Annotated in this window: 19 protein-coding genes and 1 pseudogene; 8 read left to right on the forward strand and 12 right to left on the reverse strand. The window is 51.9% G+C overall.

Annotation, left to right across the window (positions count from 1 at the left end):
- Positions 1 to 32: 32 nt before the first annotated feature.
- The 4 genes from V9K95_RS13630 to V9K95_RS13645 all read right to left on the reverse strand — a co-directional run bounded on the left by V9K95_RS13630 (position 33) and on the right by V9K95_RS13645 (position 4704).
- On the reverse strand, positions 33 to 692 hold the full coding sequence (locus V9K95_RS13630; RefSeq protein WP_115053414.1) for a GntR family transcriptional regulator: 660 nt from the start codon (positions 690 to 692) through the stop codon (positions 33 to 35).
- Between the two features lie 16 nt (positions 693 to 708).
- Entirely contained in the window at positions 709 to 1599 is an 891-nt protein-coding gene (locus V9K95_RS13635; RefSeq protein ID WP_336442179.1) for a dihydrodipicolinate synthase family protein, read from the reverse strand.
- A gap of 96 nt (positions 1600 to 1695) precedes the next feature.
- A complete protein-coding gene (locus V9K95_RS13640; protein WP_336442178.1) occupies positions 1696 to 2610 on the reverse strand; it encodes a PfkB family carbohydrate kinase in 915 nt (304 codons plus the stop codon).
- Between the two features lie 480 nt (positions 2611 to 3090).
- Positions 3091 to 4704, reverse strand: a complete 1614-nt coding sequence (locus V9K95_RS13645) for a sulfatase-like hydrolase/transferase (RefSeq protein ID WP_336442177.1) — start codon at positions 4702 to 4704, stop codon at positions 3091 to 3093.
- Positions 4705 to 4776: 72 nt separating this feature from the next.
- Here V9K95_RS13645 and V9K95_RS13650 point away from each other — a divergent pair, with 72 nt between their 5' ends.
- Positions 4777 to 5703 carry a lysylphosphatidylglycerol synthase transmembrane domain-containing protein gene (locus V9K95_RS13650; protein WP_307275466.1) on the forward strand — a complete coding sequence of 309 codons (927 nt, stop codon included), beginning with the start codon at positions 4777 to 4779 and terminating at the stop codon, positions 5701 to 5703.
- On the opposite strand, the gene V9K95_RS13655 is transcribed toward V9K95_RS13650, so the two are convergent.
- Positions 5675 to 6520 carry a CDP-alcohol phosphatidyltransferase family protein gene (locus tag V9K95_RS13655; protein WP_336442176.1) on the reverse strand — a complete coding sequence of 282 codons (846 nt, stop codon included), beginning with the start codon at positions 6518 to 6520 and terminating at the stop codon, positions 5675 to 5677. The two genes, V9K95_RS13650 and V9K95_RS13655, sit on opposite strands and share 29 nt — an antisense overlap.
- A 158-nt stretch (positions 6521 to 6678) precedes the next feature.
- Here V9K95_RS13655 and V9K95_RS13660 point away from each other — a divergent pair, with 158 nt between their 5' ends.
- Genes V9K95_RS13660 through V9K95_RS13675 form a run of 4 tightly spaced genes read left to right on the forward strand, consistent with a single transcriptional unit; the run spans position 6679 to position 9914 of the window.
- On the forward strand, positions 6679 to 7662 hold the full coding sequence (locus V9K95_RS13660; protein ID WP_336442175.1) for a zinc-dependent alcohol dehydrogenase: 984 nt from the start codon (positions 6679 to 6681) through the stop codon (positions 7660 to 7662).
- Between the two features lie 20 nt (positions 7663 to 7682).
- Positions 7683 to 8081 (forward strand): 6-pyruvoyl trahydropterin synthase family protein, encoded by a 399-nt coding sequence (locus tag V9K95_RS13665; protein WP_115053407.1) that lies wholly within the window; start codon positions 7683 to 7685, stop codon positions 8079 to 8081.
- Positions 8078 to 9133 (forward strand): glycosyltransferase family 4 protein, encoded by a 1056-nt coding sequence (locus V9K95_RS13670; RefSeq protein ID WP_336442174.1) that lies wholly within the window; start codon positions 8078 to 8080, stop codon positions 9131 to 9133. The genes V9K95_RS13665 and V9K95_RS13670 overlap by 4 nt, the downstream gene beginning before the upstream one ends.
- Positions 9120 to 9914 carry a class I SAM-dependent methyltransferase gene (locus V9K95_RS13675; RefSeq protein WP_336442173.1) on the forward strand — a complete coding sequence of 265 codons (795 nt, stop codon included), beginning with the start codon at positions 9120 to 9122 and terminating at the stop codon, positions 9912 to 9914. Before V9K95_RS13670 ends, V9K95_RS13675 begins: the two co-directional genes overlap by 14 nt.
- On the opposite strand, the gene V9K95_RS13680 is transcribed toward V9K95_RS13675, so the two are convergent.
- The gene (locus tag V9K95_RS13680; RefSeq protein ID WP_115053404.1) at positions 9899 to 10357 is read right to left on the reverse strand and encodes a cytochrome b/b6 domain-containing protein; all 459 of its coding nucleotides are present in this window, start codon (positions 10355 to 10357) and stop codon (positions 9899 to 9901) included. The two genes, V9K95_RS13675 and V9K95_RS13680, sit on opposite strands and share 16 nt — an antisense overlap.
- Before the next feature lie 138 nt (positions 10358 to 10495).
- Complete coding sequence (locus V9K95_RS13685) at positions 10496 to 10957, reverse strand: Lrp/AsnC family transcriptional regulator (RefSeq protein ID WP_115053403.1); 462 nt, start codon at positions 10955 to 10957, stop codon at positions 10496 to 10498.
- 120 nt (positions 10958 to 11077) lie between these two features.
- Here V9K95_RS13685 and hppD point away from each other — a divergent pair, with 120 nt between their 5' ends.
- Positions 11078 to 12190 carry a 4-hydroxyphenylpyruvate dioxygenase gene (gene hppD / locus V9K95_RS13690; protein ID WP_307275484.1) on the forward strand — a complete coding sequence of 371 codons (1113 nt, stop codon included), beginning with the start codon at positions 11078 to 11080 and terminating at the stop codon, positions 12188 to 12190.
- Positions 12191 to 12196: 6 nt separating this feature from the next.
- Here the strand turns inward: hppD and maiA are convergent, their stop codons facing one another.
- Genes maiA through hmgA form a run of 3 tightly spaced genes read right to left on the reverse strand, consistent with a single transcriptional unit; the run spans position 12197 to position 15151 of the window.
- Positions 12197 to 12835, reverse strand: a complete 639-nt coding sequence (maiA, locus tag V9K95_RS13695; RefSeq protein WP_336442172.1) for a maleylacetoacetate isomerase — start codon at positions 12833 to 12835, stop codon at positions 12197 to 12199.
- Positions 12825 to 13838, reverse strand: a complete 1014-nt coding sequence (locus V9K95_RS13700) for a fumarylacetoacetate hydrolase family protein (RefSeq protein ID WP_336442171.1) — start codon at positions 13836 to 13838, stop codon at positions 12825 to 12827. Before V9K95_RS13700 ends, maiA begins: the two co-directional genes overlap by 11 nt.
- Complete coding sequence (gene hmgA / locus V9K95_RS13705; protein ID WP_336442170.1) at positions 13835 to 15151, reverse strand: homogentisate 1,2-dioxygenase; 1317 nt, start codon at positions 15149 to 15151, stop codon at positions 13835 to 13837. The genes V9K95_RS13700 and hmgA overlap by 4 nt, the downstream gene beginning before the upstream one ends.
- Before the next feature lie 76 nt (positions 15152 to 15227).
- Here hmgA and V9K95_RS13710 point away from each other — a divergent pair, with 76 nt between their 5' ends.
- Positions 15228 to 15713: a MarR family winged helix-turn-helix transcriptional regulator gene (locus tag V9K95_RS13710; protein ID WP_336442169.1), complete on the forward strand. Its 486-nt coding sequence runs from the start codon at positions 15228 to 15230 to the stop codon at positions 15711 to 15713.
- On the opposite strand, the gene V9K95_RS13715 is transcribed toward V9K95_RS13710, so the two are convergent.
- Both V9K95_RS13715 and V9K95_RS13720 read right to left on the reverse strand, forming a co-directional pair.
- Positions 15710 to 16999, reverse strand: coding sequence for an MFS transporter (locus V9K95_RS13715; RefSeq protein WP_115053397.1), 1290 nt, complete (start codon positions 16997 to 16999; stop codon positions 15710 to 15712). The two genes, V9K95_RS13710 and V9K95_RS13715, sit on opposite strands and share 4 nt — an antisense overlap.
- Positions 17000 to 17082: 83 nt before the next feature.
- Positions 17083 to 19071, reverse strand: a complete 1989-nt coding sequence (locus V9K95_RS13720; protein WP_336442168.1) for a bifunctional 2',3'-cyclic-nucleotide 2'-phosphodiesterase/3'-nucleotidase — start codon at positions 19069 to 19071, stop codon at positions 17083 to 17085.
- 326 nt (positions 19072 to 19397) lie between these two features.
- On the opposite strand from V9K95_RS13720, the pseudogene ftsZ reads away from it, so the two are divergent.
- Positions 19398 to 20363: pseudogene (gene ftsZ, locus V9K95_RS13725) on the forward strand (cell division protein FtsZ); the annotation flags it as partial.
- Positions 20364 to 20658: the final 295 nt, after the last annotated feature.

Below are 20658 nucleotides of genomic sequence, written 5' to 3' on the forward strand. Positions count from 1 at the left end.
CGGCGGTGCAACTCCCATTGCGAAGCCGGTTTTTAGATTTTAAGAGCCAGATTTCTCGCATTATTGATATGAACCGCAATTGCATCCATTGCCGTTTGCGGATCGCGTGTCTCAATGGCCGCCAGAACTGCGAGATGCTCCCGCATGACCGGTATGACACGCCCTGTGATGCGGAAACGCTCCTGATTGATCAGCCGCATCTTGATAGCGTTGATCCGGTAGGCCCGCCCGATAATGCCATTGCCGAGCGAGTCGATGATCGTCTCATGCAAATTCCAGTCGATGGCTTGCGCACGCAATTCCAGCTCGGGTGTTTCCTGCCCTTGCAGCGCTTCCTCAAGCGTATCCTCGTGCTCTTTCCTCAGCCGCGCCAAAAGCTCATCCGATGCGGTGACCGCGAAAATGGCAACCGCTTCCTTTTCCATAAAAAGACGAAACTGGAATGCTTCCCGGATCAAATTAAGATCAATATGTGCGATCTGAATGCCGCGCTGCGGGATGGTCTTGACCAAGCCTTCCGCCTCAAGGCGAGGAACGAGCTCCCTGATAGCGCCCAAGGGCATGCCGGTCATTGCAACGAGCTGCCGTTGTGAAACGAATTGCCCCGGGCTGATGTCGCGCGCCAGCAGATGCTCCGTAAAGCTGACATAAGCTTTCTCCCGCAATCTTACCGGCTCGTCGCCATCATCCATCTGGACTACCCCTTTATTATGCTGCCGCAGATTTAAACAATCGATCCAAGGTTGAGATCAAACGTCCATAGTCTGAGTCGGACAAACTACGAAGCGGAGCCCGCGCCCTGCGCCAATTTTCATCGCCACTCTGGTGAGCAATAAGGGCCTTTACGGCCGGAATGACCGGAAATGCCACAATCTGGTTTACAGCCTCAACCACATCGGCATCATCCCGCCCCTCAAACACCATGGGCAAGAGCCGGTGGGCATAAATATTGGCAAGACCGGATATCGCCCCCTGCCCGCCCATCCGAACGCCCGCAGCCAATCCCCGCTCATCACCAATCAAGATGGCCAGATCATTGTGCTTTGCCAGCAGGGATTCGGTAAATGGCCAATTTCCCGATGAATCTTTGACGCCAGCAATCACGCCCGGGAAAGCCTCGCGCAAACGCGAAACCAGATCAACCGAGATCTCAACTGCCGTTACGGACGGAATATTGTAAAGGATGACGCCCCGTGCAGAACTGCCGATTTCGGCAAAAACTGCGGAGAACCAATTGAACAATCCATCATCGCTTATATTTTTGAAGTAAGACGGGGGCGCCAGCAAAACATTGCGGCAACCTGCGTCCAGCGCTTCAAGTGATTGCAGCGCTGCGTCTATGTAAGAATTTGCCATAACGCCGACAACAATTTGTCCCGGCGCTATATCGGACTTGAGAAAAGCGCCGAGCATTGCCGATCTTTCTTCATTGCTGATCGACGATCCCTCGCCCGTCGTGCCGAATAGTGTAACGCTGCTGCATCCATTTACCAGACAGTTCCTGGCATGGTTGATCGCCGCATCAATATCAATGCGCATGTCGGCATCAAAAGGCGTTGCCAATGCAGCTGAAAGTCCAAATCTCTCGAGTTTAGCCAAGTACCTTCTCCCCAGAACAGGAGTAGACACATACTAACATGTTAGTTGATAGTCAACCAGTAATCACTATCAATATGAGAGGTCATGCAAGCTGATTCATGTGGTCTGAGATAGAAAGGTCTGAACTTCCGCACGGGTTGGAGCACCTTGCCGCCCGCCGAATCGGGTGCATTTGATTGCGGCTGCCGCGCTTGCAAATTGCATAACCGCTTCGATTTGCCAGCCTTGCGCGAGCCCCCAGGCGAAAGCGCCATGGAAAACGTCGCCAGCGGCCAATGTATCAACAACCGGCACTTTGAACGCCTGCTGGCTACGAACGGTCCCGCTTACACTATCAAACCAGAAAGAACCTTTGTTTCCGCCGGTAACTGCGATGAAAGCACCCGCTCGACCATAGCGCGCAGCCAGCGCTATGACTGCGCTTTCCAGATCGCTTTCACCCGTAACCAGCTCTGCTGCCGGTTCCGAAGCAACGATATGGGTGGCGAGCGGAAGGAGCATTTCCAGCGTTTCAAGGGGTGCAGTATCGGCATCCAGCACGGCGTGAACACCAGCAGATTGCGCAGTTTTTAACGCCAGTGCAGCACCCAAGGGCCAACGAACATCTGTCATGACGACATCGAAGGTCTCACGGGAAAGAGGCGGCAAAACATCTGGCGTTGCCAGCAAAGCCGGATCGTAAAACGGTACGATCATTCTCTCCCCATCCTGATCCACAAAAATTGATGAAAAGGCTGAGCGAGCGCCCGCAATCCGGCGCACGTGGGTGCAATCCACCCCTTCTGATTCAAGCTCAGCGACAATACGATCACCAACAGCGTCTTGCCCCGCTGATGCCCAGAGCGAGACGTTTCCGCCAAGCCGGGCAATGCTCGCAGCAGCGCTTGATGCCATGCCGGCAGCCACTTCAACTGCTTGGGTCGGGATATATTTGCCGGGACCAGGGGGCAGTTGCTCCAACTGGAAAATCGTATCCAAAGTCAGAGCGCCGACGCAGAGTATTCGAGGCATTTCTTCATCACCACATTAATTGCTTACGCTGAGTGACGTGCAAAGGAAAAGACGCCTTCGTCAAGCCAGCAATGGGATTGTTTCGCGCTCAATGCTATTTTTGGATAAGAAAACCTGTCTAACCCGGCTTTGCAGCTGTTATTATTGATAAGTGGGCGATCAAGGCGGCTCCTTAGGCAGAATTGGTTCAACGTTGCTTTGCAGCAACGGATCAGAATCCAAATCTACTTCCCACAAAAAAATGAAACAACAGCTCTCGTCATAAACCTGTTGTGTAGCTAAGGTAGAGCCAAGCCAGAACTGCACGGGGAACGCAGAATGGAAAAAACGAGCAATATCTCGGAATATGAAGACCTGAACGAGGATGATGAATCCGCTTGGTCATGTAACTCATGTCCAATCAGATATCTGACAGTCTTGGGTGTGGGTGTCGCCCTTGCAGTATTGCTGGCTAATCTCTGCAGTACATTCTGATACACGCTAAGCTGGATTGCTGAATTCGCGGAGCAACTCCTGACGAAATCCATCCATAGGCTCCGCATGCTGATTTCCCGGGGTCATGCCCGGATTCCATTTTTTCGGATCGAGCCTTTCCAGTAAAGCTGGATCATCGGAAACGATGTGAACAGGCACCGCGTGAGAAGCACCATTTCCCGTGATAATCGGCGCCGGTTGATGATCACCAAGCAATATGAAAACTGTATTGCTTCCATACTTTGCCATGTAAGACCCCAATATTTCGAGCGCATAGTCGATCGAACTCGCATATTGCGTCCGAACCCGCTCCTGATCCTGCCAGACAACTTCCGGCGCATCGCCCGCAACCGCCTGTTCATTGAAGATCAACCCATCGCCGATTGCAGACCAATCAATCAATTTTGGGATCGGGGTCCAAGGTGCATGACTGGAAATAAGCGCGATCTCAGCCATGACAGGGCTGTGTGGACCGGCACGCTCAAATTTCTGAAAGGCTGAAAGTGTGTATTGATCCGGCATGGTCACCCAATTGAATGGCTTGCCATGATAGCCGAGATTATTTGCAGCATAGACCTTGTCATAGCGGAAATAATCGCTTTCCGGCCAATCCATCGTAATGGCTGGCATCACGGCGACACTGCGCCAACCTGCCTGCTTAAAGAGCAAATTCAAACTTGGCCGCTCACTGGCGATCAGTTGGTCATAACGTTGCTGGCTGTCGACCCAAACACCGGACAGCAACGTTCCGTGGGCGAGCCAGCTCAACCCACCCGATGTTGGTGACACCAGCCAACTGCTCCTCGACGTCAATCCCGCAGCCGAAATCTGCTGCTCAACCTGTGCCAATCGCTTTTCTGTCAGCTTCGAGTAATTCGGATCGCGTATTACGCTTTCACCATAGGACTCAATGAAGATTACAACTACGTCCTTGCCCTTCAATGCCTCAAAGCGCCCATTTTGCGGAATATCCGCTATGGGATCGCTGCCGAGCAAAGCTGCAAATTCGTGCCTGTCCCTCCAAGATTTTTCGACAAGCGCGACACGATCTACGATCAGCTTTATCGTTCGTGTTTCGATGAACTTATTGTTCGGATGATATGAGGCAATAGCGGGAATCACCAGCAGACATAGGCCTGATACGAGCGCCATCGGGCGGCGGCCACCTGCTGATTGGAACGCACCTAATGACCAATAAACAAGAGCGATGGTCAATATCAGGCAGAACAAAGTAGCAGACACCAGGAAAAAAGCCTGAATCGCTCCCAATGTTGCGTTAAGCACAATCCAGCCGTCAAAAAATAGTTTTGCATCAAACAACGGGTTAAATTGGCGTGAAAAAGCCGTATAAGTTGCCATGTCTGCGAGTTTAAGCACCAGCACCGATGCCAAAATCATTGTAACCGCCAACCGGGCAGACTGGAAATATTTGCCTCGCGTGGCGGTCAATAAAAGGACAACGCCCAACAATTCGATTGGCAGTTTGATGAAGTGCTCCACGCCCAAATTTGCGGGATTGTCGGGCAAGTTTAATATGAGCAGGAGGCCGGCAATTGCGAACACCATCCGGAGCCGCTCCGCAGCTTTGTACATGAACCCGATAATCGTGCGATACTTCATAAATTCAATACGAGCCTTCCTCTTATGCAGGTGTCCAGCCACGACCATCTTGATTGAGGGCGATACTGGCTCATGACGTCCGGCAAATATAGAAATTTTTTCACACCGATATTTGGCATAATATTGTTGGTGACGGTGTTTTCCGTATCTAACACGGATGCAATCCTTGCCAGCCTGGGCAATGCAAGGCTGGAACTCGTTTTTCTCGGACTCTGCCTCATACAAATCCAGATAATATTGTCTGCGCTTCGTTGGTGCTATACGGCGGCTCAATTGGATCATCCGCTTCCACCAGCCAGCGCCATCGCTGACTATTACCTTGGATCATTCCTGAATATGGTGCTGCCCGGCGGCGTTGTGGGCGACATGATGCGCGCCGCACGCAGCCGTTCGGCAGACAGGAAATGGAGCATCCCGGTTCTGGCGGTTCTGCTGGAACGATTTGCGGGACAAATCGCGTTGTTTTTCGTAGGCGGATTAGGTTTCATCCTATGGCCTTTCCTTGATGCAGAGTTGAGACCGTCCGAGGCGTTGGCATTGGTGCTTGCGGCTATTGGCGTTTTGATTGTCATAGCCGCCGTTTCGTTGCTGATATGGCTTTCCGGATCATTGTGGTGGCGCAATTTCATTCGCAAAATCGGCCGAAGTATCACCGTCTGCTATGGTCTTCCCTATGCGTGGCTGGTTCAGGGTGTTCTCAGCCTGACGATCGTCATCAGCTATATTGCAGTCTTTGCCATGGCATCTGTCGCTATCGGCGCTCCACTACCGCTTATCGGTTTGATTACAGCAATCCCGCTGTGCCTTTTAACCATGGTTTTTCCTATAACGGTCGGTGGCTGGGGAACACGGGAGGCAGCCGCAGCTGTCCTATGGCCACTACTCGGATTGACTGGCGATCAAGGCATTGCTGCAAGTGTTTTATATGGTGCAATTGTAACATTGGGAACTTTGCCCGGTCTGGCATTGTTCATCTGGTCGACCTCTCGACGAAGGTAGAGGGCGCTTGCGCCTGCAGGAATAGATGCAAAACATCGCAACCGAAAGAGTAGCTCAACGCTGCAAGGCTAAGCGCTGCAATTGCCGTTGAAATGGGCGGTTGAATGGCCGGCAAAAGAATTATGCCAAGAGAAACTATCTGTAACACGCAAATTGCCTGCCTTCTCAGCGAAGGCATCAGCGCTCCCCGAAGCCGGCCATCCAAATATTGTGCCGCAACAAACACATAGCGCATGCCGCCAATTATCATGACCCACCAGCCTGCCTTGCCGAACAAGAATGCCAGGATTGACAGGCAAAGGATCAGCGCCGCATCGACTTCCATATCGTAGCGCGCGCCGAATTCGGAGTTCATGCGGGAGCGGCGAGCAATGTAGCCGTCAATTCCATCGAGACATAATGCGACAGCGGCAATGCCAAGCAATGCTAGGATCATCCTTGATTCCATCAGCCACTCCGCTTCAAACAAAGCCCCGCCTATCAAACAGCTTATCCCTGCTCTTATGGTGGTTATGGCATTGGCCGCACCAAAATGCGCGTAAGGGTGAGTTTTCAATTTGGTCAGTACAAGCGTGCCGGAAAAGACATAAGCAGCAATGGCAAACAGACAAAAAGTCCAGTCGAGATCACTGTTGAACACTAACCAGATGGAGGTTCCAGCCACGAAGCTTCCAACGAGCATCAGGGTGATAATCGTGCTTCTCAGAAGTTGCGGAAATTGCGCAGGGTTGACGCTGTGTGCCACGCCTAATGTCTTGGGAAGCTTGTCGTTTCCGTGATAGGTCTTCTGAAAACTGTCTTCCGATAAGATTGTCATTATACGCTCCGCACTCAGCATTAGCTGACTACGATTAATCTGCAACATCAGGGCAAATTTAAAACCTTCAATAAAAAGTGACGATCTGGCGGTTACAGCCTTTTATCCGGCACTGCGAATGACTAATTTGAGCGGACACAGAGGGATGGACAAGCACCATGAAGCAAGACTGCCCACACGGAACGTCCCGTGCTTTATGGATTGAACGACAGGGCATTTGCGCATTTCGAACCGAAATATTGCCACCGATGAAGAGCGACGAAGTGCTCGTACAAGCGCGTTTTGGCGCGATAAGCCGTGGTACGGAGTCGCTTGTGTTCAATGGTCAGGTGCCGACAAGTGAATATCAGAATATGACCTGCCCGCACCAGGAAGGGTCGTTCGCCTTTCCCATAAAATATGGATATTCCATCGTTGGCGATGTTCAAGATGGGCCAAAGGAATTGCTCGGTCGTACGGTGTTTTGTCTCCACCCACACCAAACGCATTTTTTGGCAAAGTCAGCGGACATACATGTTATTCCGCACACTGTACCTGCCGAACGGGCTGTGCTCGCAGCCAATATGGAAACTGCTCTCAACATAATCTGGGATGCCGGAATTTTGCCGGGAGATCGCGTCGCCATATTTGGCGGCGGTGTCGTTGGCATGCTTGCTGCTTATCTTGCCACTGGAATTATTGGAACTGAAACCACGCTCCTCGACATAAATCCCAAGCGAAAGACGGTCGCTACGAACCTTGGAATAACTTTCGCTTCCCCCGATGCCGCGCCCCGCGATTGCGATGCCGTGATCAACGCTTCTGCCTCTTCTTCCGCTCTTAACCAAGCACTTGAATGCGCTGGATATGAAGGGCAAATTGTGGAAGCCAGCTGGTATGGCGACAAAAAAGTCGAGATCAATCTCGGAAGGCAATTCCACTCCAAGCGTCTTTCCATTACCAGCTCTCAAGTTGGTGGCATCAGCAATACACGGCGATCGCGCTGGACCTTTGCAAGGCGTCTCAATGCTGCAATGTCGCTGCTAACAGATCACAGATTCGACGCGTTGTTCTCAGGAGAAACTGCGTTCGATGCGCTTGATCGAAATTATGCCGAAATTATCGCCTCGCCTTCCACCCTTTGTCATCGCATCGTCTACTGAACTTTCCAGAAGGAATATCCATGTTTGCCATTGAAGTTCGCGATCACATTATGATTGCTCATAGTCTGCCGCGACCGGTTTTCGGCCCGGCTCAAGCAATGCATGGTGCAACATTCGTTGTTGATGCTGCATTTTTTACCAAGGAACTGGATGAGGATGGTCTGGCAGTCGATATCGGATTGGCCACGTCGGTATTGTCAAAGATTTTGAAGCCTCTCAACTATCAGAACCTTGACGAAATGGAGGTCTTTTCCGGCAAGATTACAACGACCGAGGTTCTAGCAAAACATATATTCGACCAGCTTTCAGTGGCAGTTCAATCGGGAGAATTCGGCAAAGGAAGTGCGCGTATCTGCAAGATTCGAGTGCTTCTCAATGAGTCGCATGTCGCTCGCGGATGGTATGAGGCAGAGCTTTGACCCGTTCGGTCCATTTTGCCTATCCAGGCGATCTTGAGGCAAAGACCGGCGGCTACGGCTATGATCGCCAGATAATTTCGCAATTGCAAAAGCTTGGATGGCAGGTCAACCCCGTTCCACTTGGGGACAGCTTTCCTTTTCCGAGTAATGAAACGCTTCGGCAGGCTGAAGAGACCCTCGGCGCATTGGCAAAAGACGCGCTCGTGATGATCGATGGTTTGGCCTATGGCACTTTCGACCGGATTGCCTCGCGACTGGCAACGAAACTCAATCTAGTGGCGCTCGTCCATCACCCGCTTGCGTCCGAAGGCAATATGCCGCCGCAAAAACAGATCTCACTCATGAAATCTGAGCGAGACGCTTTAGCTTATGCGAAAAGCGTAGTGGTAACGTCCTCGGCGACGCGACAGCAACTTGTCAGCGATTACGACGTTCCCGTTGATCGCATCGTGGTCGCAATACCCGGCACAGAACGGGGCATTCATGCGAAACGAAACTCCGAAATTCCGCAAATTTTGAGTGTCGGTTCCCTGATACCGCGCAAGGGTCATGACGTGCTTATAGGCGCATTGGCGAAAATTGCGGACCTTGTTTGGGAATGCAAAATTATTGGCAGCCGGACCATGGATGTTGTCTATGACGCGGCGCTCCAACAGCAGATAATTGACAACCAGCTTACAGATCGAATTATCTTGGCCGGACAGATCGATGACACGCGTAGCGAACTGGCACGTGCTGATATTTTCGCGCTGGCAAGCCGCTATGAAGGCTACGGCATGGTCTTTGCCGAGGCTTTGTCGCATGGCCTTCCCATCATTGCCTGCCATGCCGGTTCTGTACCGGACGTTGTGCCCAGCGATGCTGGTATACTCGTGCCTGCAGACGATCCTGACGCATTTGCTGATGCTTTGAGGCTGGTGCTCAAAGATAAGGAACTGTCAGATCAAATGGCAGAGGCTGCATACGGCCATGGCAAAACACTGCCCGAATGGGCCGACACCGCAAAATTGATCTCGGCAGCACTGATAAAGGCGGCGGATGAGCGGATTTGATCTCAACTGGCTCGATCTGCGCGAGCCTTTGGACCAACAGGCTCGTGATCAAACCTTGCTGAAAAAAGCCGCGAGATTTGTTCAAAGTGCAGAGCGGCGAACAATACTGGACCTTGGCAGCGGGACAGGATCGACCTTTCGTGCCATGGCGCCATACGCACCTGGCGCCCAATGGCGCCTGATCGATCTTGACGAAAAATTATTGCAGGAAGCCGCCCGGCGTCACGCACAAGACAACAACGTTGCGTATCAGCATTGCAACCTGAACGATCTGGCATCGCTGTCGCTTGACGAAGCCGATCTTGTCAGTGCCTCAGCGCTCTTTGATCTATGTTCACAAGAATTCGTAGACGATCTGGCTGACCGCCTCGTCAAATTCAGAAGTGGGCTATACGCCGCCTTGAATTACACGGGAGAGATTGTTTTCAGCGTTTCTCATACCGATGACGAACTGATGGTCCGGTCATTCAATCATCACCAAAATTCAGACAAGGGATTTGGCCCTGCCCTCGGTCCTCGCTCGACACACGCTCTTGCAGCGGCGCTCAGCAGGTCGGGCTACAGTGTAGAGATTGCACAAAGCGATTGGCTTATCGACAAAACTGCCATCGAACTACACCGACTATTCGTCGATGGAATGGCCTCTGCAGTCGCCGAGACCGGCATGGTAGGCCTGACCAAAATCAACCAATGGCGTGAATTCCGTGTCGCACAAACGACGACAGCAAAATGTTGTGTCGGGCATTCCGATGTGCTTGCGCTGCCTCAAAGCATGCGCTGAAAAACATCGTCTTTGCGGATCATTCGATGGAAAAGCGCGCCCGCAATATGAAGGGCGACAAGTATCAGAATTAACCACGCGGTCGCCGCATGGATCACACTAAAAACAGGGGCGATCTGCGGCTCGCGGCCGATTGGACTCCACACCGGAAGAAACCCAAACCAACGGAGCGGAAAGCCGTGCGCATTGGTGGCAAGAAAACCACTGATGGGCATGAGGATCAGCGCAAAGTATAATAACCAATGAACAATTGCTGATACTGTGCCCGTCCAATCTGTCTCGTGCGCGGGTCGGCCCTGGATCAACCGTATTCCCAACCGCAGCAGCATGAGCCAAAGCACCAGAAACCCGAAGGATTCATGCAGAAGGTAGAAGTCGAGTTTTACATCATCCTTGAAATATTTGAGTAGCAAACCGAGAGGCCATACTGCGAAGACCAGCATCGCAATAAGCCAATGAAGAATACGAAATGATGCGCTAAAACCTTGCGATTCTGTCAGGTGATGTTCCCGTCCTTAACGTTATGATCGGTCATAAGGATGATGCAGCAAACTGATGACGACTGCAATCAGCCGATAAGCCTATATGGGTAGACGCCCGTCTTCCTTAAGCGTTTCCAGAACGATCGCCGTCTTTACATTCTGCACCGATTCATGAGGCAGCAACACTTCATTGACGAATGCTGACAATGCCCGCAAGTCCGGCGTGACGACCTTAATGAAATAATCCATCTCACCGGTCAGCGCGTGGGCTTCCATCACTTGCGGCAGCCTGGAAATAAGATCAGAGAAGCGCCGGGCATTGTCACGATTATGCGTGGCAAGCGTAACTGAAATTATGTTGACGATCCCAAGCCCAAGTTTTTCACGATCAATTTCAGCGCGATACCCACGAATAAATCCTTCCTCCTCCAGCCGCGTTCGTCGGCGTGAACATTGCGAGGGAGACAGATTAATTCTCTCCGACAATTCATTATTCGTGAGTCTCCCGTCCTCCTGAAGGCAGGAGAGTATTTTGCGGTCTGCAGTATCAATATGTTCCAATCATGCACCATTTTTAGTTAGTATGCACATATCTTGCATATCATAGCCTATTCAAGCGTAAAAATGCAAACACATTGCGGGTGATTTGCGCGATAATCCCCGCAACAAATGGAGGATAAAATGGGTCCGTTTCCGCACGATGCGCCAAAGGCAACAATCAGCAATGAAAACCCGGCTGGAACAGACGGGTTTGAGTTTGTGGAGTTTGCACATCCGGAACCTGAAAAGCTCGAAGAGCTGTTCACACGCATGGGCTATATGCCTGTTGCCCGGCATAAAACCAAGAACATCACCGTCTGGCGTCAGGGCGATATCAACTATCTGCTGAATGCAGAGCCCGGATCACACGCCATGAAATTTGTCGAAGAACATGGCCCCTGCGCGCCCTCCATGGCTTGGCGCGTGGTCAATGCACAGCACGCCTTTGATCATGCGGTCGCGAAGGGCGCTACTCCTTATGAAGGAGACGACAAGACAATTGACGTGCCAGCCATTGTCGGCATTGGCGGTTCGATGCTCTATTTTGTCGACACTTATGGGGAAAGCGGCTCGGTCTACGATGCGGAGTTTAACTGGCTGGATGAGCGCGATCCAAAACCGGAAGGCGTTGGTTTTTATTATCTCGATCACCTGACCCATAATGTCTATCGCGGCAATATGGATAAGTGGTGGGCGTTCTATCGCGAGCTTTTCGGCTTCAAACAAATTCATTTTTTCGACATAGCCGGTAAGTTTACCGGCCTTGTCTCGCGGGCGATCACGTCACCTTGCGGTAAAATCCGTATTCCATTGAATGAATCAACCGACGACAAAAGCCAGATTGAGGAATACTTACGCAAATATAAGGGCGAAGGCATCCAGCATATCGCTGTTGGCACGGAAGCAATTTATGACGCTACGGACCGGCTCGACCAGAATGGCTTGAAGTTCATGCCGGGCCCACCGGATACTTACTACGAAAAATCGCATGAACGCGTGAACGGCCATGATGAACCATTGGACCGGATGAGAAAGCACGGCATCCTCATCGACGGCGAAGGCGTTGTCGATGGCGGCATGACAAAGATATTGCTGCAAATATTCTCTAAAACAGTGATCGGTCCGATCTTCTTCGAGTTCATCCAGCGCAAGGGTGATGAAGGTTTTGGCGAAGGCAATTTCCGGGCGCTTTTCGAATCGATCGAGGAGGACCAGATCCGGCGCGGCGTCATCAAGATGGACGCCGCCGAATAGCCGCGCCTATTTCACCTGATCAGGATGCGCGCCAGCAAAAGCCGGTAATGCACCGCAGCGTCCGGCAATCTCGTTAATGCGTACGAGATTGCCTATATCTGCTCCCCAGCGTTTTGCATTATAAACCTGGGGCACAAGGCAGAAATCGGCCATTCCGGGTTTGTCACCATGGCAGAACATGCCAGTTTCCGAATGGTCGAGCATCCGTTCAAACGAGGTCAGCCCCTCGGAAATGAACTTTCGCATCCAGCTCATACGCGCGTCATCGCCGCCGCCGGTTAAAGATACAATGTGCGCAGCGACGTTCATGTTACAAACCGGATGGATTTCCATGGCAATTGCGTAAGACAAGGCGCGAACGCGCTGCCGCCCCAACGCATTGGCGGGGAGAAACCCGGCTTCCGGGAAAATCTCGTTCAAATATTCGATGATAGCCAGCGATTGGGTAAACGTGTGACCGTCCAGAACCAATGTGGGCACCAGTCCTTGAGGGTTCCGGCTCAGGTTTTCAGCGCTCTTATGTTCAGCCTGAAGCAAATCAACCGAAATTCTTGTGTAAGGAATTCCGAGGCTGTTGAGGGCAATGCGAACACGGTAACTGGCCGATGAGCGCCAATAATCGTAAAGCGTTGCCTCAGCGCTCATACTTTTCGACCTTTTGCTCGATTGCCCCAAAAATGGAATGCCCATGACTATCGCGCATTTCGATGCGGACAATATCGCCAAATCGCATGAACGGCGTTTGTGGCGTTCCGCTATTGATGGTTTCAATCATGCGGACCTCTGCGATGCATGAATATCCGGCACCACCTTCATCGACCGATTTCCCCGGACCGCCGTCGAGCTTGTTTGATACGGTACCCGAACCAATGATTGCGCCGGCAGATAATGCTCTCGTCTTTGCGGCATGAGCAATCAATTTTGGAAAATCGAATGTCATGTCGATCCCGGCATTTGCGCGGCCAAAGGGCTTGCCGTTCAGATCAACGCTCAGCGGCAGATGCACTTTGCCCCCATCCCAGGCATCGCCCAATTCATCCGGCGTCACCGCTACGGGAGAAAAGGCAGAGGAGGGCTTTGACTGAAAGAAGCCAAATCCTTTGCCCAGTTCAGCCGGTATCAGCCCCCGCAAACTGACGTCATTGACTAACATCAAAAGGCGAATTGCATCACGCGCTTCATCAATGGTTGCACCCATGGGCACGTCATCAACGATGACTGCAACCTCACCCTCCATGTCGATACCATAGGCCTCATCCGCCATGCGAATTGGATCCCGAGGGCTGAGAAAGCTGTCCGATCCGCCTTGATACATGAGCGGATCGGTCCAAAAACTTTCCGGCATTTCTGCAGAGCGAGCCTTCCGGACCAGTTCAACATGATTGACGTAGGCTGAGCCATCCGCCCATTGATAGGCACGAGGCAGCGGGGATAATGCCTCATGCTCATGGAATCTTATCGTTGGCACTGCGCCATGATCCAAACTTGTAGCGAGCGCTTGCAGATGCGGGGCAATTCGCGCCCAATCATCCAGTGCCGCTTGCAATGTCGGAGCGAGAAAGGAAGCGTCAGTATAATACGCCAAATCCTTTGACACGAGAACGAGTTTGCCATCCCGCGTGCCATTATTGATTGATGCCAATTTCATTCCGACCAATCCCCTTCAGGTGTCCCGTTGAAGCGCTTTTTAAGCCCCGACCAGCAATCGGCATAATTATCCTGCAGCGTTTCCAATTCTGCGGCAAAACGCGTGAGATGCTGCGGGAACCGGGTTTCGAACATGAATGCCATGGTGTTCTCCAACCGCTGCGGTTTCAACTCGACGGTGGATGCCTTGTTAAAGCCCATGGCGTCCGGCCCATGCGCCAACATCATATTATGCAAGCTCATGCCACCCGCTACAAACCCCTCTTCCTTCGCATCATATTGCCCATAAATAAGCCCCATGAATTCCGACATTATATTCCGATGGTACCAAGGGGGACGGAAACTATGTTCCGCGACAAGCCAACGTGGGGGGAATATTACAAAATCAACATTCGCCGTTCCCTCTTCACCGGAAGGCGCTGTCAGCACGGTAAAGATGGATGGGTCCGGGTGATCAAATAGAATTGCACCAACGGGCGAAAAGGTGCGCAGATCATATTTATATGGCGCGTAGTTTCCGTGCCACGCTACGACATCCAGCGGAGAATGACCAAGCAATGTTTCGTAGAATTTGCCGCACCATTTTACATGCAGGCGGCACGGTGTTTCTTTCTCTTCGAAAGCGGCAATCGGTGTTTTAAAATCCCGTGGATTGGCGAGACAATTGGCGCCGATAGGTCCGCGATCCGGCAGTGAAAACTTTGCGCCATAATTTTCGCAAATATAGCCGCGCGCTTCACCGTCGAGTGCGGCAACCTTGAACATCATACCGCGGGGAATGATACAGATTTCGCTCGGTTCTATTTCTATAATGCCCATTTCCGTAAAGATGCTCAGCATTCCCTGCTCGGGTACGAGCAATAATTCTCCATCGGCATTGAAAAAATAATCATCCACCATGTCTTGATTGAAGGCGTAGACATGTGCGGCCATACCCGCCTGCCCATGAACATCGCCCGCCGTTGTCATGGTGCGAATGCTATCGATAAAGTTTACGGCGCTTTCCGGCATCGGTGTCGGGTTCCAACGCAACTGGCCGATCGGCAGTTCATGATCATCAAGGTTGGGAGCTGTCTTCCAATGCTCGCGCTTTGCCGGCGTGAACCGGCCACTATGCTTGACAGAGGGGCGAATGCGATAAAGCCAGGAGCGCTCATTGATGCCCCTCGGCGCAGTGAATGGAGAACCGGACAATTGCTCTGCATAAAGACCATAAGCGCAACGTTGTGGTGAGTTTTGTCCTTGAGGCAGTGCCCCGGCAAGCGATTCTGTTTCAAAATCATTTCCGAAGCCGGGCATGTAACTAAGGGTCATGTTGAACCTCCATCAATTTAGTTGCATTTGTGACGATATTTTTTGTAACTATCAATCACAAAGAGGCTTTTTGCTCATGACGAATAAAGTAGTGGACCGCATTCCCCTCATTCTGGAGGAGTTTACACCGTACAGGCTGAATAAAGCTGCAGAGACGATCAGCAGACGTTTCTCCAGCCAGTACCGTGAACAATATGGCCTAACGCGCCCCGAATGGCGCACATTGGCGACACTTGGCCAATTTGGGGCTCAAACTGCCACTGCTATCGGGCTGCATTCTTCAATGCATAAAACAAAAGTCAGTCGCGCGGTTTTCTCTCTTGAGCAACGCCGTTGGCTGAAGCGCCGCCGGGATGAGGTTGATCGGCGAACCGAACATCTGGAACTCACCGCTGCCGGCCTCAAAGCCTATGAGCATTTGGCCAAGCTCGCTTACGATTTTGAGGCCGACTTGTTTGCCAGACTGGGCGAGCACGGAACGCGCGACTTGAAAGCCGGGCTCACCGCGCTCGAAACATATTACGGGCAATATGCGGCAGTCACTTCGACCGATGATGACTAAAGCGTCGTCAGGTCCACCCCTCGCGTCTCACGTGACAAAAGCACGCAAATAATGCCGGGAATTACCATCACTGCTGCATAGATAATGACTGCATGCGGCGATCCTGTTGCGTTAAGCAAGAGGGTTGCAATCAAGGGCGCAACAGAGCCACCAACCACCGAGGCGACCTGATAACTGATCGACATGGCTGAGTAGCGAACATGCGTCGGAAACAACTCGGTAAAAAACGGAGCCATGCTTCCAACTATAATCCCGTGGAATGTGAGCGTTAGCAGCGTTGCCATCAATACTGTTTGCGGATCGGCACCATGCGGCAGACTGAAAAGATAAGCGCCTGCGGCCAGGCCGCCCAGTAGGCCGATAAACATCAAGGGCTTGCGTCCAAACAAATCCGACGCATATGCCGCGACCATAATCACGATGACTTCAGCAACAGATCCCCAGAACAGGGCTCCAACGCCAACTGATCGCGCTAAACCAAGAAACTGAACCGTCAGCACCAGGAAGAATGTCGTGAACAGGTAAAACAATGTGTTCTCGGCCGTCTTGACCAGAAAGACCTGTCCCATTGGTTTGCTAAAGTGCTTGAATGCTTCGGAAAAAGGCGCAGCCGGTATCGTCTTTCGCTTTTCGACGAGTTCGATGAAAGCAGGAGATTCTTCGACCCGGCGGCGCATCCAGAAACCCAGAATGACCAGCACGATCGAGAAGAGGAAGGGCAGCCGCCAAGCCCAATCGATAAAAGCCTGCTCGCCAAAACGTATCGTGAGGAAGCTTATCGTGGCTGCCGCCAGCACATTGGCAGCAGGACCACCAACCATGGGAAAGCTTGTCCAGAACCCGCGCTGTTTGCCGGGCATCGATTCAGCAACGATCAACAAGGCACCCGTTGCCTCGCCACCCACTGCGACACCTTGCACGATACGCAGCGCAACCAGCAAGACCGGCGCCAGAACGCCAACTGACGCATAGGTCGGCAGAAGACCCATGGCGAAAGTTGCTCCGCCCATCATGGCAAGACTTACAACCAGCGCGTTTTTGCGTCCTATGCGATCCCCAAGAACTCCGAAGATTATGCCACCCAGCGGGCGGGCGATAAAACCTATGGCAAAAGTGCTGAGGCCGAGCAAAACCCCTATCATTGGGTCAGCTGTCGGAAAGAATGCCTTGTCAAAAACCAGCACCGCGCAGGTGGCAAAGATAAAGAAATCGTACCATTCAATAATGGTGCCTACAGAACTGGCAAACAGAAGCCGCGCCCGTTTTCCGAAATTATTTTGGTGCATTCTACCCTCCCGATAGCGTTAAAGCGGGAGGGTTCTAACGGCTCATTTTGTAACCATCAACGCAGCTGCATCTGTGAATACACTCACAAAACAAGCCGAAACTTGGCAAATCCCTCGGCACCATCTCCGGCATCCTCGATCTTGACGCTTTTCAGATCGCCAAGGAATTGTTTCGCCTTGGGGCCGCTTTCGAAGGTGACCGTGGTGCCGGGAAGCGCTTTGAATGTCCAATTGGCATCCGCTGACGGATTGATCGTCCCCTCTTCAACGATATAACGCACAATGACATCGCGGTTTGTGTCCGGGGCTACAAAGATCACCTTATCTGCAGCAATCTCGGGGAACTTTCCGCCTCCGCCTGCGCGATAATTATTCGTGACGACAACAAATTTCTGCGCCGGATCAATTGGCTTGCCGTCAAATTGAAGGTTCTGGATACGGTTGGCTTGCGGATTGACCGGCAAGCCATCATTGTCAAACTTGCGTTCCTGCGACAAATCGATTTCATAAGTAACGCCGTCGATAATATCGAAGTTGTAAGACGGAAAGTTCGCATTGAGCAGGGCCGCATCCTTCGATCCTGCCGGTATGTGATTGAACATGCCCGCCGACATTTCCAACCAGTTTTTGACTTGCTCGCCAGTGATTGCCACCGCCTGCACCGTGTTGGGATAAAGATAGAGATCAGCGACATTCTTGATCGCGATATCTCCGGCAGGAACATCGGTATAGTAGTCTGCACCACCACGCCCGCCTGCCTTGAATGGGGCGGCAGCTGATAAAACGGGCAGGTCCTTATACTCCGTTTCCTTGAGCATCTGCTTTATGTACCAGGTCTGCGCCTGAGATACGACTTGAACCGAAGGATCATCGGCAACCAAGGCAAAATAGGAATAGAGCGGAGCGGAGGTTTTACCCACCGGGGTGCGAACGTAATTCAGCGTTGCTTCATGTTCTGCTTTGGCTGCATCAATAACTTCGGCCTTATCGGCAACATCCGCCACAACCTTCTTCGCCTCATCGCGATGGTAAATTGGACGAGCCTCCGCAGTAAAATCAACAATCCGCCAGCGTTGGCCGTCCTTTTCAAGCAGCAGGTCGATCAGCCCAAGATGCGAACCCCAGAAACCCGCCATTACAGCCGGTTTTCCAGACAATGTTCCCTTAATTGGATCAACACCGGCAATACCGTCCCAGCTTTTCGGGCCCGGAAAAACCAGATGCTGGTGCCCGGTAAAAATTGCGTCGATGCCTTCCACGCCCGCGAGGTGGAGTGAGGCATTTTCCATGCGATCGGCGAGAGGTGCCCCATCGATGCCGGAGTGAGATAACGCAACGATAATATCGACACCCTCTTCCTTCATCGCGGGCACCCAAGCTTTTGCGGCTTCAACGATATCGCGCGTTTGAGCCTTTCCTTCGAGGTTTTTGACATCCCACAACATGATTTGAGGAGGCACAAAACCGATAAATCCGATCTTTATCGGAGTTTCTGCGCCAGAACCGTCCTTGATAATCTTTTCAATGATGACATAGGGCTTGAAGAAGAGCTCATCCTGCTTGGGATCGCTGGCCAAATTTCCTTTGGTCAGATTTGCACAGACATAAGGAAAATTCGACCCGCCGACCACATTGAACATATAGTCAAGACCGTAATTGAACTCGTGATTGCCGAGCGTCCCCACATCATAGCCCAAGACATTCATGGCTTTGATAACAGGGTGGACATCGCCTTCTTTCATTCCACGCTGATAAGCCATGTAATCTCCCATGGGATTGCCCTGGAGAAAGTCGCCATTGTCGATGAGGAGCGAGTTGGTGGCTTCAGCGCGAATTGTATCCATGATCGTCGCTGTGCGGGCCAGCCCCATCGTGTCGTTTGGCTTATCGGCGTAATAATCATAGGGAAAAACATTCACATGGATGTCGGTCGTTTCCATCAGCCGCAAATGAGCCTGGTTGGATGCCGCGCGCGCGGAAAAAGGATGTAGCAATAAGAGCGCCGATGTTGCGGCCATGCCACTCAAAAGAGAACGACGCGAAATCGGATGCATGGCAGAAATATCAGACATGGAAAAATTCCTTCATAAGCTCTATGTGGCCGAATCCAAAAAAGACTAGAATGGTTCAGTGAGAAATGCATCCGTAAAGGATCAACATGAACGTCTGTTGACTGCGCTTTTCGGACCCAATGCTAGGGAGCCGCACTCTGTTGGAATGCAAAGAAAAACGTAAGCGATACGATAAGTGACCATTTCAGGGCTTGCGCCGCAAACCTCCTTCTGATTCTTTGCCGCCGCTCCGGGATATTTTCAGTTTTGATTCTCACGGACGCGATATTTTGAGATTTAGACCTGTACGCCGATGATAGTGAGCGGCGCGGAACAAGGATTGCACCATGTCGATCAACCTTCAAAAACCGGAAATTTCCGAGATGAAGCCGAATATTACCGTGTTCGGTGTTGGAGGTGGCGGCGGTAATGCGGTCAACAATATGATCCGCGAAAACCTGCAAGGAACGCAATTCATCGTTGCAAACACAGATGCGCAGGCACTGTCGATGTCCAAGGCGACCAGGCTTATACAGCTGGGCGCGAATGTCACGCAGGGCCTGGGTGCCGGATCGCATCCGGAAATCGGCCGCGCTGCTGCTGAGGAAAGCATCGACGAAATCATGGACCATCTGACAGGAACACATATGTGTTTCGTTACAGCTGGCATGGGCGGCGGCACCGGAACAGGTGCAGCCCCGGTGATTGCACGCGCAGCGCGTTCCGCAGGCATCCTTACCGTTGGCGTCGTCACAAAACCGTTTTCCTTCGAGGGAACCCGCCGCATGCGGATGGCTGAAGAAGGCCTTGAAGCACTGCGCGAGAGCGCCGATACTTTGATCGTCATTCCCAACCAGAACCTTTTCCGCGTCGCCAGCGCCAACACAACATTCGCCGATGCCTTCGCCATCGCTGACCGGGTTCTTTATTCAGGCGTCGCATGCATCACCGATTTGATGGTGCGCGAAGGCCTCATCAATCTGGATTTTGCCGATGTGCGATCCGTGATGAGGGATATGGGCCGGGCCATGATGGGTACCGGCGAAGGCACGGGCCAAGGGCGCGCTCAGGCCGCTGCGGAAGCAGCAATCGCCAATCCGCTGCTTGATGTGGAATCGATGAAGGGTGCCAAAGGCGTTCTCGTTTCCATCTCCGGTGGCCGCGACATGACACTGTTTGAAGTTGACGAAGCCGCCACCCGCATTCGGGAGGAAGTTGACGATCAGGCGAATATCATTCTCGGCGCTACATTTGACGATGCTCTGGAAGGTGTTTTCCGCGTTTCCGTCGTTGCGACTGGTATTGATGGCGTCAACAACGCAGCCCACGCATCTGGGGCATTGCTGCAACGCCAAGCCTGACAATCGGCCCATCGCCCGCAACATATATTTATAATTATTATCATCCCGGGGCCAAATCCCGGGATATTTTTTTGCGTATGGAACGGTGAGAAAGTGGTGCTCGGTAGAGAGTTGTTAACCTTCATTTTCTATTCCTAGAGCAGCACAAATCCGGTCACCTCATCCCGTTTCGTTCGCAGGCATCATGCATATTTCCAGAACAAATTTCCCAATAAAATCAGATGACTACGCGACAACAGAGGCAAAT

The organism is Phyllobacterium sp. CCNWLW183, assembly GCF_037203775.1.
GTDB lineage: Bacteria > Pseudomonadota > Alphaproteobacteria > Rhizobiales > Rhizobiaceae > Phyllobacterium > Phyllobacterium ifriqiyense.

What these genes read in the sequence shown, in the direction of transcription:
- hppD (WP_307275484.1), top strand. Translation starts at nt 11,078, where the DNA reads ATGGGTCCGTTTCCGCACGATGCGCCAAAGGCAACAATCAGCAATGAA.
- V9K95_RS13640 (WP_336442178.1), bottom strand. Translation starts at nt 2,610, where the DNA reads ATGCCTCGAATACTCTGCGTCGGCGCTCTGACTTTGGATACGATTTTC.
- hmgA (WP_336442170.1), bottom strand. Translation starts at nt 15,151, where the DNA reads ATGACCCTTAGTTACATGCCCGGCTTCGGAAATGATTTTGAAACAGAA.
- V9K95_RS13700 (WP_336442171.1), bottom strand. Translation starts at nt 13,838, where the DNA reads ATGAAATTGGCATCAATCAATAATGGCACGCGGGATGGCAAACTCGTT.
- V9K95_RS13630 (WP_115053414.1), bottom strand. Translation starts at nt 692, where the DNA reads ATGGATGATGGCGACGAGCCGGTAAGATTGCGGGAGAAAGCTTATGTC.
- V9K95_RS13710 (WP_336442169.1), top strand. Translation starts at nt 15,228, where the DNA reads ATGACGAATAAAGTAGTGGACCGCATTCCCCTCATTCTGGAGGAGTTT.
- V9K95_RS13655 (WP_336442176.1), bottom strand. Translation starts at nt 6,520, where the DNA reads ATGACAATCTTATCGGAAGACAGTTTTCAGAAGACCTATCACGGAAAC.
- V9K95_RS13645 (WP_336442177.1), bottom strand. Translation starts at nt 4,704, where the DNA reads ATGAAGTATCGCACGATTATCGGGTTCATGTACAAAGCTGCGGAGCGG.
- V9K95_RS13665 (WP_115053407.1), top strand. Translation starts at nt 7,683, where the DNA reads ATGTTTGCCATTGAAGTTCGCGATCACATTATGATTGCTCATAGTCTG.
- maiA (WP_336442172.1), bottom strand. Translation starts at nt 12,835, where the DNA reads ATGAGCGCTGAGGCAACGCTTTACGATTATTGGCGCTCATCGGCCAGT.
- V9K95_RS13680 (WP_115053404.1), bottom strand. Translation starts at nt 10,357, where the DNA reads ATGCTGGTCTTCGCAGTATGGCCTCTCGGTTTGCTACTCAAATATTTC.
- V9K95_RS13650 (WP_307275466.1), top strand. Translation starts at nt 4,777, where the DNA reads ATGACGTCCGGCAAATATAGAAATTTTTTCACACCGATATTTGGCATA.
- V9K95_RS13720 (WP_336442168.1), bottom strand. Translation starts at nt 19,071, where the DNA reads ATGTCTGATATTTCTGCCATGCATCCGATTTCGCGTCGTTCTCTTTTG.
- V9K95_RS13675 (WP_336442173.1), top strand. Translation starts at nt 9,120, where the DNA reads ATGAGCGGATTTGATCTCAACTGGCTCGATCTGCGCGAGCCTTTGGAC.
- V9K95_RS13660 (WP_336442175.1), top strand. Translation starts at nt 6,679, where the DNA reads ATGAAGCAAGACTGCCCACACGGAACGTCCCGTGCTTTATGGATTGAA.
- V9K95_RS13715 (WP_115053397.1), bottom strand. Translation starts at nt 16,999, where the DNA reads ATGCACCAAAATAATTTCGGAAAACGGGCGCGGCTTCTGTTTGCCAGT.